The organism is Acetobacter farinalis (genome assembly GCF_011516935.1).
Lineage (GTDB): Bacteria > Pseudomonadota > Alphaproteobacteria > Acetobacterales > Acetobacteraceae > Acetobacter > Acetobacter farinalis.
The window spans coordinates 1-12,748 of sequence record NZ_WOTF01000028.1 but is presented as its reverse complement, the minus strand read 5'-3'; the positions used below and the strand labels follow the sequence as shown (position 1 = coordinate 12,748).

Sequence of the window (12,748 nt, the reverse complement as noted above, 5' to 3'; positions counted from 1 at the left end):
GATCTGCTCAAAACGCAGATCAAAAGCTCTCCAGAAAACCGTCAATCAAATCGCCAAAACCCAGAAATTACTGGCCAAGCACATCAATCAACGGTTCTTCGATCCCTCCACATCAACGGCTGACCGGCTGCATTGGCAATCCCGTCATTCACGCCTTTATAGATAGGGATATCTGTTCCTGTCAGCCCCGGTATGCCTGTGACCGAGGCCCAGAGATTCCTGGCGGATGGCTCAAGCATGTATGTATAGGGCGTGCTAACGCCCAAAGGTCCACGCTGGTAGGATGTCGCGTTTGAGCCAAGTGTGTTTGGCAGATCATTATAAACGACGCCGCCTGAATTACGATATTCGATATCCAGCATGGCGCCACCTTTATCATGGTCGAATGTGTGGCCGTATTTAAATGTAATTTTCTCAGAAGGGGCAATCAGGCTTTGTGTCCACCCCCCCTGAGCTGTCATGTCCATACCCGTAAAATGATCGTCCAGCTGATAGTTGACAACACCGGCCACAGCGTCTGCCCCGTAGGCAGCTCCAGCGCCGCCAATACGGGTGTCCATACTTTTGATAAGGGATGTAGGGATAGCAGATACGTCAACCTGAGACCCGGAACCTGCACCATAGACTGAGGCCGAGGCACCACCCACCATACGCATCCCGTCAATCAAGGTCAGGGTACGTTGAGAGCCCAGACCAAGTAGTGAAACAAAGGACTGCCCTGCACCCAGCCCCTGCGAGCCGATAGGAGACTGATCCCCCAGAGAAAAAGCTGTGTTTTCACGCAGCAACGCCAGTCCGAGATCAGTATAACCGCGCTTGCGCACCTGATCAGCATTGACAGTCACGCCGGCCATGACGTTGCTCAGTCGGCTTTGCGACAAGCGAGTGCCCGTTACCACCACATTTTCTGTTGAAGAACTACCGCTTTTCTGAACTGCTGCAACTGTTTTTGCAGAATCTTTATCTTGTTGCTTTTTAGCCTTTTTGTCTTTTTTAACCTGTTCTGTAGATTTCACGATTTCAGGTGCTGCTTCAGCATGCAGAAAGGGCGAAAACAGAAGAGTTGAGACAGCCATGGGAAGTGCCAGCCTAAGGCTAATCGAGCCAGCACGGTTCTGGATTGAGGAATAAAAAAAATCCTTCCTGGAAAAACTCATATTCCACTCCAATTATTGATAGTTTTTTTGTTTCACACTACTGCATTGATTTTAGTTACTACACGATTCTTCGTGCGCAAATATAATTCTCAAACCGTTTGTCATTCCGGATGCGGACTGTGTTTTTTAAGCAACAGACTGCTTGCGGCTCATATAGTATCGATTTCGCAACGGTATATCAAACATATTATCGTTCCTGACGCTGCCCCCTGGAATGCCCTCGATTTGAAGTCAGGTCAGTTCACTGGAAACAAACGATGCAGAACGCACGCTTCACACAAGACCGATCATTGGAATTCTGAAGAAGAATCAGGCGGGCGGCACGGCTGCCTATTCTATGTTGCAGGCACGGGATCAGCGGTGCGGTTCTCGACACGTGTCGATCTAAATACGGCAGGATGAAGCGTCAGAAGCACGGCGGCTTAAGACGGCACTTGAAGAGGCGCACACAAAGCTGACGTGCCTCCTCACGGAGAGCGTGATGGACGTCTCAACGCTAAACAACCTGCTGGCAAAAACTCGTGCCGCCCGGTTTGCGGCGTGACGCCGTGACTTGGGCGATGACCGAACCGGTTTACTCTTTGCGGCTGACTTTCAGGCATTCCTCCTGGTGAAGGCCAACAGCTTCTTGTAATTGGGGCTCCACCCTTCCCACGCCAGAAAATAGCCCAAGCGGGGGCATCCAAAGCAGCGCCGCTAACCCGCCAGTTCCCGCAAACGCTGACGCAGGGCAGCATCATCAGTCCGGGTGGAAACATACCGCGTAATACGTCTGGGAAGACCAACAAGGGCGCATGCCCGACGCTCGCTCATAGCCAGAGTGTTCTGGCTATGTCGCGTCGTCTCCCGTTTTGCAACAAAGGCCCGAAGACCTTCAGCCCGAATTCCTGTTTCTTCAGGATCCCGATGATTTGCTCTCCCATAAAACGATTGCGTTTCGGTCATCCGTATCCTTCTCGACCGGGCTCCACTTTAAAATGGTTACCTTCTCGGGAGGGGCAGGTCACCGCGCCCAGACATTCATGTCCGCAATCCACATCGCAGCAAGCTTCATCTTCTACTTCGAGAAATGAGTATCCGTCTTGGACCTATCTGCCCAACCATCCGTCAGCGTTTGCAGGAACGCGATAATCTCTTTTCGCTCTTCCACTGTCAGAGGTGGCGCCGCGCCGGGCTTGCGGCCAAAGGGGGCATCCGCCGTATCTACATTCGCACGATAGGCAGGCGGGATGTCATTATAGGACTGAACCGCGCCATCCGGCCCTCTGGGATAAAACCGGTCCAGCTCACTGTCTCGCAAGGCATAAAAATCCAGAACTTCGTCCAGCGAGTGAAAAACACCATTATGGAAAAAGGTCTGCCGTGTCGCGCTGTTCCGCAAGGTTGGCGTTGCAAACATCCCGCAATAGGGGGCCAGCGTTTTCCGGCCATCCGGCTTCTGGTCACACACGCCAAGATCATAATATGCGGCATCATGCGTATGCTGAAGGGCCATGTTCCGGGGGGCGGCAAGCGCTTCATACTGATGGTCCGTAAAGAGCGGAGGCAGACCGTCCTCCCCGACCGTATCGACATGGCAGGCTGCGCAATTCCCCTTCTTCGGGTCATTGAACAGCAGATACCCTGCCCGCTCGCTTGGTGAGAACTTCGCCTTTCCTTCAAGCCATGCATCAAACTTGCTGGAATAGGGGTGAAACTCCTGAGCTTCAATCTGGTAGCGCGCCAGAGCGAACAACCCTTCAGACAGCAGGAAATCCGGAGATTTCCTCCCCCGTATACCCGCCAGATCACGCAGCGGCGCGGCATATGCTACCGTCTGGAGGCGAGCTGCAACTTTCTCTTCACTCGCCGCCATCTCATCCGGGTCAAACATCGGACCATGGGCCTGCTGGAGAAGCGTATCCGCCCGGCCATCAAGAAACAGACCGCCTTGAGGCACCAGATTGGCCGCGGAGGCGGCGGTATTGGCAGCGCTCTTGGCTGCGTGGGCGCTCCCTTTTGCGGGCACTGCAATCGTGCGGGAGATATCATCCGCCACGGCATCATCCGGCCCTATGCTGAAGGGGGGCTGGCGCTCAAGATATGTCAGGGTGGGAATGGCACGCCGCCCCTCCCGTTTCCCATCCGGACCGCCCTGAAAAACAGGCGCATTGCCCGCAGGCCCGTAATGCAGGGATGGCACATGGCAGGAGGCACAGGAAAGCTTGCCGGCCCCGGAAAGAGCAGGATCAAAAAACATGGCCTTCCCCACAGTCGCCATCATGGAGAGCGGCTGCGCCGGGGAGCGGTACAGCACGCGCGGGCACGGATTGCTTCCGTCCTGCGGCGGTGCGCAGGATGCTGCTGGGGCTGACCGGGCCTCTGATTGGACCTTTGACTGAGCCTCTGACCGGCCGCTCCCTCCCAGCGCCAGAATCAGCACGTATCCTGCCGCCAGAACCGTTGTTTGAAACAGCTTACAAGACTGCACGACTAAGAACCTTTTTCAGAATGCAAGGCCGCTATTACGCCAAATATTATAGCAAGGGCACCGCGACATTGCAGAAACAACGAAACTCCGCCAACTGCCTCTCTCCTCTTCAACATGCCACATCTGCCGCCCACGCCTACAGGAAACTGCTCTCCGGCAGTCTCTTGTCAGAAAATCTCTGACTCACAGACCATTCCCGCCCCGGTGTCTTTTCGTCTCTTTAAGAAGCTTTTTCAAAAATTCACTACAGAAAATCCATGACGGGCTTTTATCGCACGTTTACAGCCCGGCACGCGACCATTACCGTGACGGACCAAGACTTCCAATTATACAAAAATACTTCACACCACTTAAAACTTTTGAAAATCTTTTCATTTTCACAAATTATTTTTTACCCGACTTCAGGAGCTTTCCCGCCCCCATTGACACACCGCGCAACAAAATCCGTAAACGCGCGCGCCTTTGCACTTGTCAGGCGACCGGAGGGATAAAGCGCCCATAAGTCCACAGAAGGTAGAGACCAGTCCTGCAAGTATCGGCACACTGAGCCGTTTTCCAGTTCAGGCCGAAACATGAAGTCCGCAGCAAGGGTAAACCCGAGATCGGCCAGAACGGCCGCACGAACTCCCTCCGCCGCACTCAGCCTTAACCGGGTGCGGAGCGTGACTTTCCTCTCCTCCGCATCGCGATGAAAAACCGGCTTCAGGGTGCCGCCCCGCGTATAAAGAATACAGGGATGATTCATCAGGTCCTCCGGCTGCTCCAATACAGGCGCGGATTTCATGTAAGCCGGTGTCGCCATAACGGAACACCGCCCGCTTGCAAGGCGCTTCGCTACAACGGAACTGTCATTCAGTGTTCCAAGGCGGATGGCAACATCAATCCCCTCCGCCACAAGGTCCACTCGCCGGTCATCCAGCTCAATATCCACATCCAGCTTCGGGTGGAGCGCCAGAAACGCGCCCAGTTTGGGAATGATATGAACCCGCCCGAATGTTGTAGGCACCGCCACGCGTAAGCGCCCCTCAAGCCGCACAAGGCTGTTACGGGCCACGGCATCAGCTTCCTCCGTATCCGCAATAATCCGCGCAACACGCTCAAAATAGCGCTGGCCAGCTTCTGTGGCGGTCAGCCCATGCGCGGACCGCAGGAGCAACTGCACACCAAGCTCCCGTTCAAGCTGGGAAACAGCTTTTGAAACAGCCGGTTGCCCCAGATGCAGCCTGCGGGCCGCAGCGGTGAAGGAGCCTGTCTCAACCACCCGCACAAAGGCCGTCATGGCCTGAAGACGATCCATCCCTATTCCAATCCGGAATGCACACTATGGAGTTTTCCTATCTGCCAATCCAGACAGGAAATGTCCATTCTTCAATCAACGGCAGCACGACACTGCCAGCCCGCTCAGGGCTGATACGGATAAAAGGACACAGCACCATGGCCGACCTTCTCTTCTCCCCCAAACTTCTGGGCCAAATGCCTCTGACGCACCGCATCGTCATGGCACCGCTCACCCGGATGCGTTCAAGCCCCGGCAATCTGCCGAATGAGCTGATGGAAACCTACTACAGCCAGCGCGCCACACCCGGCGGCCTCCTGATTTCGGAAGCCTCTCCCGTGGCCCTCACTGGCTATGGGTTTGAACGGGCCGCAGGTATTTATGATGATACCCTGATTGCAGGCTGGAAGCGCATTACTGACGCCGTTCACAACCGTGGCGGGCGGATGATGCTCCAGCTCTGGCATGTCGGCCGTCAATCGGCCCGGGTGCTCCAGCCCGGAAACGCAGCCCCGCTGGCCCCCTCGGCCATCCGCGCGGAAGGAGATGCCTGGACACTGAACGGAACCGTGCCTTACGACATGCCGCGCGCCCTTGAGCGCGATGAAATTCCCGGCCTGATCACCGCGTATCGCGATGCCGCCGAGCGTGCCCGGAAAGCAGGGTTTGATGGTGTCGAAATTCATGGGGCAAACGGCTACCTGCCCGACCAGTTTCTTCAGGATGGCACAAACAAGCGCACGGACGATTATGGTGGCCCGATTGAAAACCGCGCCCGCTTCCTGCGGGAAGTGACACAGGCAGCCGTTGATGTCTGGGGGCCGGATCATGTGGGGGTGCGCCTGACACCCAGCGGGTCATACGGCTCAATGTCTGACAGCAACCGCCATGCAACCTTCGGCTATGTGGCCAGAATGCTGGACAGCATGGGTATTGCGTATATCCACATCGTTCAGCCGCGCCTTGGCGCGGATGCCGAACCAGACCCTGTGGATGCCGCCACCCTGCGCCCGCTTTTCTCCCGCACGATCATTGCGGCAGGTGGTTTCAGCAGAGAGAGTGCAGAACACCTCCTGTCATCCGGCGATGCGGATCTGATTGCCTTCGGGCGGAATTTCATTGCCAACCCTGATCTGGTTGAACGCCTGCGTCATGACTGGCCACTGAACCGCTACGACCGGACAACATTTTATGGTGGCGGCGCGCATGGCTATACGGATTACCCTTTTTACAAGGCCACAGACGCCGGCTGAGATGTCTTGAAAAAATAAATGGAAACAATGCATTTCCTTTGTTTCTATTTATTTATAACCCTCTCTCCCATACCCTGCAGGTCATGGTGAAAAGCTCCTCTCTGGAGCTTTTCACACGCTGCCTTCACAGCGCAGCTTTCCTTTTCTGGTGCAACAGCACAACAAAACGAGACCAGACCATGTCTTTCATCACAACAACAGATAACGTCTCCCTTTATTACAAGGACTGGGGAACAGGCCGCCCGGTTCTGCTCAGCCACGGCTGGCCGCTCAGCGCCGATATGTGGGATGAGCAGATGCTCTCTCTGGCCAATGCGGGCTATCGGGTCATCGCGTTTGACCGCCGTGGCTTTGGCCGCTCCAGCCAGCCTTGGGAAGGGTACGATTATGATCGCTTTGCGGACGATATTGCAGAGCTGATTGAGGCTCTGGACCTGAAAGACGTCACGCTTGTCGGCTTTTCCATGGGCGGCGGCGATGTCTCACGGTATATCGCCCGTCATGGAGAGGCGCGCGTGCACAGTCTGGTGCTGCTGGGCGCCGTGACACCGCTTTTCATCAGAACGGAGGATCATCCCTTCGGGCCGGACAAACCCTTCTTTGATGCCCTCAGAGCCGCCCTGCACACGGATAATGCGCAGTTTCTCAAGGATTTCGCACCGGTATTTTTCGGAAAAAACCACGGTCAGACTGTCTCCGATGGCGCGCTCGCGCACTTCCTCCAACTCGGTCTTCAGGCTGGCCTGAAAGCAAAGATTGCAAGCACCGCGGCCTTCTCTGAAACCGATTTCCGCCCGGATATGGCAAAAATCACGGTTCCGACCCTCATCATTCACGGTGATGATGATCAGGTTGTGCCGATTGAAGGCACAGGCAGCCTCGCGGCAGAAATGATCCAGAATGCAACGCTCAAAGTGTATCCCGGCGCGCCCCATGGTTTCACGGTTACACATCAGACAGAACTGACAAAAGACCTGCTCGCGTTTCTGGCGGTCTAATCAAAAGTCAGGCACTCTCTGGGCTTCATCTATTCTGGCACGGTAATCCAATGTCTGACGTTGCGCGGTACGAGTTCTTTCTTTTTCTTGTTTCTGTCATTCTGGCATTGGAATTACTGGCCCGGCGTTTGAAACTGCCTCCGGCGGCCGCCTTCATTCTGGGCGGTACTGGTCTGGCGCTTACCCCCGGGATTCCAGACATCACGCTGGACCCGGACCTCGTGATGCTGGTGTTCCTGCCGGCGCTTTTAATGAGCAGCGCCTGGTTCACCGCATGGCGGGAGTTCCGGCGGAATCTGTCAGGCATCCTGCTTCTGGCCGTCGGGACCACCCTTTTCACCACCGCAGCCGTCGGGATTGCGGCTCATTTTATGGTCCCCGCACTCCCGTGGGCCGTATGTTTCACGATTGGCGCCATCGTTTCACCACCGGATGCCGTGGCGGCAGAAGCCGCTCTGGAGCGCCTCTCCCTGCCAAGGCGTGTCACCTCCCTGCTACAGGGTGAAAGCCTGCTGAATGATGCAACGGGCCTCGTCCTGTTCCGCTTTGGTGTGGCCGCAGCCCTGACCGGCATTTTTCAACCCTTCGTTGCCATCGGAACCTTCTGCCTTGTGTCCGTTGGTGGGGTGATTATCGGGCTGGCCGCCGGGATGGCGGGCCTTTACATCCTGCGCAGAATTCGTGACAGCGATGTTTCCATCACCATCACCGTCCTGCTGGCCGAAGCAACCTATATTGCCGCGGAACATCTTGATGTTTCCGGCGTTCTCGCAACGGTCACCACGGGCCTTGTTCTGGGCTGGCACCAGCATACGGATTTTGAGGCCGGCACACGGATCCGCGCACAGGCCTTCTGGAAAGTGCTCGTCTTTCTGCTGGAATCCGTGCTGTTCATCCTGATTGGCCTGTCCCTGCGGGGCGTGCTCTCCCGCCTGCAGGCCATACCCGATGCGCTTCACAACCTTGCCCTGCCCGTGGCTGCCATTCTCGTGGTGATGGTCGGCTCGCGCTTCGTCTGGCTTTATGGCTCGGATGCCATCACGGCGGTGCTGCATCGCCTCTGGCCCTCCCGGTTCAGCCGCCCCTCACCCGCCATTTCCACCATCATGGGGTGGGCGGCCATGCGGGGGGTTGTCACACTCACGGCGGCGCTTTCTCTCCCTGAAGGATTTCCGGGCCGTGATCTGGCCCTGATCATCGCCTTCGCCTCCATTCTGGTAACAGTGCTGGTGCAGGGCCTCACACTGGAACCCCTGATCACCCTGCTCAGGATCAACGGTTCTTCTGAACTGCACGGCATCCAGTCTGCGGAGAATGAGGCATGGATCCGGGTGGCCGAAGCCCAACTCAAGGCCATCGAGCGGGCTTCCCACCAGCCGGACGGCACCGAGCGCCACCCCCGCTTGCTGGAGCAGTATCAGCACCGCCTCAAGGCCGCCCGGCAGTATGCCAGCAACACGGACGAGCACCGTCCAGAAGAAATCGCGCATTATCAGACAGTGCTGGACGCCATTGTGGCTGGTCGTAATGAAATCATCGCCCTTCATCGCTCCGGGCACCTGCATGACAATGTCCTGCGGGAAATGGAGGAAGCCATGGACATGCAGGAAATCGTGGCCCGAAGCCATCTTGGTTCCGAACACGGTTAATAGGAAAATTTCGGAAACTTTCCCTTTCCATTGTTGTTGTTTGTTGCCTCTACCCGGCGTGATAGAACGTCTTCATGCAAACGGGAAACATTTTCCTCCTCGGGATGAAAAATCGTTTCCTGTTTCGGTATTTTTCACAACACGAGGTAGACTCTCATGAAAATCACGACACTTTCCCTTTCCGCCGCAGCGCTCACCCTCGGGCTGCTGACTGGTAACCCAGCCTCTGCGCAGGTTGTCACCACAGCCGCTCTCTCCCAGTCAGGCACGTATGATGTAGAGCCCGGCCATACGCAGGTCGGCTTTTCCGTGCTCCATTTCGGGTTCACGCATTACGATGGCGTGTTCTCTAACGTGTCTGGCACGCTGACACTGGACGCCAAAAATCCTTCAGCCTCGAAGCTGTCCGTCACCATTCCCGTGGACTCAGTGCAGACCACCAGCGCCAAACTCACTGAAGAACTCAAGGGAGACCAGTGGTTTGATGCCGCGAAATTCCCCAATGCAACCTTTGTCTCCACCTCGGTGCGCGCCACAGGCCGTAACGATGCCATCGTGACGGGCACCCTGACCCTGCATGGCGTAACAAAGTCGGAAACCCTGCGCGTTCACTTCATCGGGGCTGGCGTAAACCCACTGGACAAGAAATACACGGCCGGTTTCGAAGCCACAGCAACCATCAAACGCAGCGATTTCGGCGTGAAGATGTACGTGCCTTACGTGTCTGACGATGTGCAACTGCGCATTGCCGGCGCTTTCGAACAGCGGACCTGATACCATGCCCACCCCCACTGGCCCTGCTGGCGGGATCACGCGCTACACCCTGGTTGCAATCGTACTTCACTGGCTGATTGCGCTGGGCGTGCTGGCCCTGATCGGGATGGGACTGGTCATGGACCATCGTCATCTCGATCCGATGCGCGTATTCCAGCTTTATCAGGAGCACAAATCCATTGGCATCACGGTGATGTTCCTGATTTTCCTGCGTATTGGCTGGCGGCTTGCCCACCCCGCCCCGGCTTTGCCGCAGGATATGCCCCCGCTGGAAAAAAAGGCCGCACATCTTGCTCACGCAGCCCTTTACGGATTTCAGCTTCTGCTGCCGCTGAGCGGCTGGGCCATGGTGTCTGTCTCCGTGCTGGGGATCCCCACCGTGCTGTTCGGAACCATTCCCTGGCCGGATATGCCGATCCTTTCAACACTGTCCAACAAGGAACCGGTCGAAGCTGCGCTGAAACAGCTCCACCACTGGGCATCCTGGGTGTTTCTGGCCGTTATCATCCTGCATGTGGCCGCAGCACTCCGGCACCGGTTTGTTCTGCATGATCAGGTTTTTCGCCAGATGCTGCCCTTCGCCCGCACGTCCTCACCCCATCATCAGAAGTGAGTTACGCCATGACGGCTTTTCATAAATTCCTGCCTGCATTCCTTGCCAGCGGACTTCTGGTCTCGACCCCTGCTTTCGCCGCAGACTGGACACTGGCCTCCGGCAGCGGCACGCTCGGCTTTTCCGGCACCCAGACCGGCAAGCCCTTCAGCGGGCATTTCCAGAAATATGATGGCACGATCTCGTTTGATCCGGCGCATCCGGAAAGCGGCCATGCCAAAATCACAGTGAACATGGCCAGCGCCGCAACAGGAGACAGCCAGCGCGACGGCACCCTGCCCGGCCATGACTGGTTCGACGCAAAAGCCTTTCCCACCGCGCTTTTTGAAGTCAAGGATTTCAAGGCCAAAGGCGGCAATCACTATGATGCCGAAGGCACACTGACCATCAAGGGTGTCAGCAAGCCAGTCACACTCCCGCTTGCCATCGACATCACCGGCTCCACCCTCCACGCCAAGGGGCATCTCCAGCTTGTCCGCTCGGCGTTCAATGTGGGTGTCGGGCCGTGGGCCACCGGGCAGTGGGTTGCTCTTGAAGTCGGCGTGGATGTGGATGTCACCGCGCAGGGAGGCTGAAACCAGCCGCGGTTTTCCCTGCCGTGTTGCGCAGGGACTGCTGCTTGCCGGGGCGGTGCTGGTTCCGTTGACACACTCAAGCACCGCCGCGGCTGGCACCCCTTCAGCCGCCCGCAGTGCAACAGGAGCCCCCTTCTCTCCGCCAGTCACGCACAAACGTTCTGCTGGCACGCAGCTGGCACGCACGCCAGAGCAGAGCCGCCTTGAGGCCGCAGACGCCCGGATGGCAGCCATTTACGCCGCATGGCCTGTCATTCGCCCCCCGACCCCCGAAGCCCCTCCGACACATCCTTACCAGGAGAGGTTTTTTGGGAACTGGGCGGGCCTCCTGCCCCACCTTTCACAGTATGGCATAACCCTCAGCGCCAATTATCTCGGCATGGCCGTTGGCAATGTGGCGGGCGGCATGCGCAGAGGCGTGGATTACGCCGGCCAGATATCCACCGCACTGGATGTGGACTGGGGGCGGCTTGCCAACATGCATGGATTCAGCACCCATCTTTTCCTGCTCAACCGGACAGGACGCCCCGTGGGGCGTGATTATGTGGGTGACAGCGTTTTTAATGAAAACGAAATCTACGGCGCGGGCGGTAATGTGATTGCGCACCTCGGTTACGCCTTCGCTGAACAGAAGCTGTGGCATGAGCGGCTGGACCTCATGGCCGGGCGGATGGGCGCTGCCATGCTGTTCAATGCCTCCCCGCTCTATTGTGATTTTTTCTCGTTCGGCCTCTGTCCAACACCACGCGCTATAACGGGCGGCAGTCAGAATGCGTTCATCATGCCGCCCCAGAATAACTGGTCGTTCTATGCCAGCCTCCTGCTGGCTCATGACGTTTACCTGCGCTCCGGCATCAATGCCGTTGGCGGGCCGCTTGGGGGGCGTTCGGGCTTCAACTGGTCCAGCCATGGTGTGACGGGTGTCATGCTCCCCTTTGAGGCAGGCTGGACCCCGCGATGGGGCGCGGACCATAAGCCCTTTCATCTGCAGGCAGGATTTTACGGAGCCACCGCGCAGGCTGACGATATTGCCCTGAACCGCGTACACCAACTGCGCGCCCTTGCGGGCGGACAACCGCTGGAACATCGCGGTTATCTTGCCGCCTGGGCGGGAGGAGACATCATGATACTGCGCCAGACCAGCGCCCCGGATGGCGGACTGGTGGCATTCTTCAACTACAACCATTCCGATGACCGGATTTCACCCTACCGTGACATGGGGATCCTCGGTGCGGAAGACCGAGGCTTCTGGTCAACCCGCCCTCAGGACCGTCTCGGCTTTCTGTTTCTCTGGTCCCGCCAGAGCCACTGGCTGGCGCAGCACCAGAAACGTGCTGGCATGGAAAACGTCGGGGTTGGCAGCATTGGCAGCATGAATGCTGAAATTGGAAACATACAATCACAAACAGGACTTCTCGAATTTCAATATGGCGCGCATATCGCCCCCGGCACGATTCTGACCCCTGATGTGCAGTATGTCATCCGGCCCGGTGCAACCGGGCGCTATCACAACGCAACCGTGCTGGGAGCAAGCCTGCAAGCCAGCCTGTAACCGGGCCACACCACTCACGCTCCCCCTCGAAGTGCGACCGGCAGAGCTCTGGCAACCCGCTGGCAAGCGCTCCGGCCGCTCTCTGGAGGTTCTTCCGGCGGCTCTCTGCAAGTTTTCTGGCAGCTTTCTGGCAGTCCTCTTCCGCTGGCCGCACATAGGCTGCCCTGCGACAGATCAGGAAAAACTCAGTTAAATGAGCCGACAATGCCGGACCGCAACATCTCAGATTTCGACAGAAAAGAAAAAATATAGAAACCTTACGTTTACACCATTTCTATTTTTTATCATCTCGAAGCCGGATAGAAAACAGGCAACGGCAGCTGGAGGGTTCGAAAAACCCCCTGGTTTTGAGAGCTGCTCTGTGATTCCATTTCCCTTGAGTTGATTGGGGGCATGGATCATGAAGCAGACTGGTTTCTTTGATGTTGAAG

General features: G+C 57.0%; 11 protein-coding genes and 1 pseudogene. 8 read left to right on the top strand and 4 right to left on the bottom strand.

Translation table 11 applies throughout. The features are described 5' to 3' along the window. Nucleotides 1-83 precede the first annotated feature (83 nt). A complete protein-coding gene (locus GOB82_RS12325) occupies nucleotides 84-1,157 on the bottom strand; it encodes a TonB-dependent receptor plug domain-containing protein (protein WP_166123519.1) in 1,074 nt (357 codons plus the stop codon). 257 nt (nucleotides 1,158-1,414) lie between these two features. Here GOB82_RS12325 and GOB82_RS13490 point away from each other — a divergent pair. Further along, nucleotides 1,415-1,756 (top strand): annotated as a pseudogene (locus GOB82_RS13490) (transposase); the annotation flags it as partial. A gap of 458 nt (nucleotides 1,757-2,214) precedes the next feature. Here the strand turns inward: GOB82_RS13490 and GOB82_RS12320 are convergent. Together GOB82_RS12320 and GOB82_RS12315 are read right to left on the bottom strand one after the other, a co-directional pair. After that, complete coding sequence (locus GOB82_RS12320) at nucleotides 2,215-3,453, bottom strand: cytochrome-c peroxidase (RefSeq protein WP_265794598.1); 1,239 nt, start codon at nucleotides 3,451-3,453, stop codon at nucleotides 2,215-2,217. Nucleotides 3,454-4,018: 565 nt separating this feature from the next. Continuing rightward, the gene (locus GOB82_RS12315) at nucleotides 4,019-4,924 is read right to left on the bottom strand and encodes a LysR family transcriptional regulator (RefSeq protein WP_166123517.1); all 906 of its coding nucleotides are present in this window, start codon (nucleotides 4,922-4,924) and stop codon (nucleotides 4,019-4,021) included. Between the two features lie 137 nt (nucleotides 4,925-5,061). Here GOB82_RS12315 and GOB82_RS12310 point away from each other — a divergent pair, with 137 nt between their 5' ends. From GOB82_RS12310 to GOB82_RS12280, 7 genes are all read left to right on the top strand, one after another. Beyond that, nucleotides 5,062-6,156, top strand: coding sequence for an alkene reductase (locus GOB82_RS12310; protein WP_166123515.1), 1,095 nt, complete (start codon nucleotides 5,062-5,064; stop codon nucleotides 6,154-6,156). A 179-nt stretch (nucleotides 6,157-6,335) separates the two neighbouring features. Then, nucleotides 6,336-7,154 (top strand): alpha/beta fold hydrolase, encoded by an 819-nt coding sequence (locus GOB82_RS12305; RefSeq protein ID WP_166123513.1) that lies wholly within the window; start codon nucleotides 6,336-6,338, stop codon nucleotides 7,152-7,154. A 50-nt stretch (nucleotides 7,155-7,204) separates the two neighbouring features. Then, nucleotides 7,205-8,803, top strand: a complete 1,599-nt coding sequence (locus GOB82_RS12300) for a Na+/H+ antiporter (protein WP_166123511.1) — start codon at nucleotides 7,205-7,207, stop codon at nucleotides 8,801-8,803. A gap of 156 nt (nucleotides 8,804-8,959) precedes the next feature. Continuing rightward, nucleotides 8,960-9,577, top strand: coding sequence for a YceI family protein (locus GOB82_RS12295; RefSeq protein ID WP_166123509.1), 618 nt, complete (start codon nucleotides 8,960-8,962; stop codon nucleotides 9,575-9,577). Nucleotides 9,578-9,581: 4 nt separating this feature from the next. Next, a complete protein-coding gene (locus tag GOB82_RS12290; protein WP_166123507.1) occupies nucleotides 9,582-10,190 on the top strand; it encodes a cytochrome b in 609 nt (202 codons plus the stop codon). A gap of 8 nt (nucleotides 10,191-10,198) precedes the next feature. Next, complete coding sequence (locus GOB82_RS12285) at nucleotides 10,199-10,765, top strand: YceI family protein (protein ID WP_166123504.1); 567 nt, start codon at nucleotides 10,199-10,201, stop codon at nucleotides 10,763-10,765. Beyond that, nucleotides 10,743-12,317: a carbohydrate porin gene (locus GOB82_RS12280; RefSeq protein ID WP_166123502.1), complete on the top strand. Its 1,575-nt coding sequence runs from the start codon at nucleotides 10,743-10,745 to the stop codon at nucleotides 12,315-12,317. The genes GOB82_RS12285 and GOB82_RS12280 overlap by 23 nt, the downstream gene beginning before the upstream one ends. 222 nt (nucleotides 12,318-12,539) lie before the next feature. Here GOB82_RS12280 and GOB82_RS13315 read toward each other — a convergent pair. Beyond that, nucleotides 12,540-12,748 (bottom strand): hypothetical protein (locus tag GOB82_RS13315; RefSeq protein WP_206752402.1); only part of this gene is annotated, 209 nt, incomplete at its 5' end.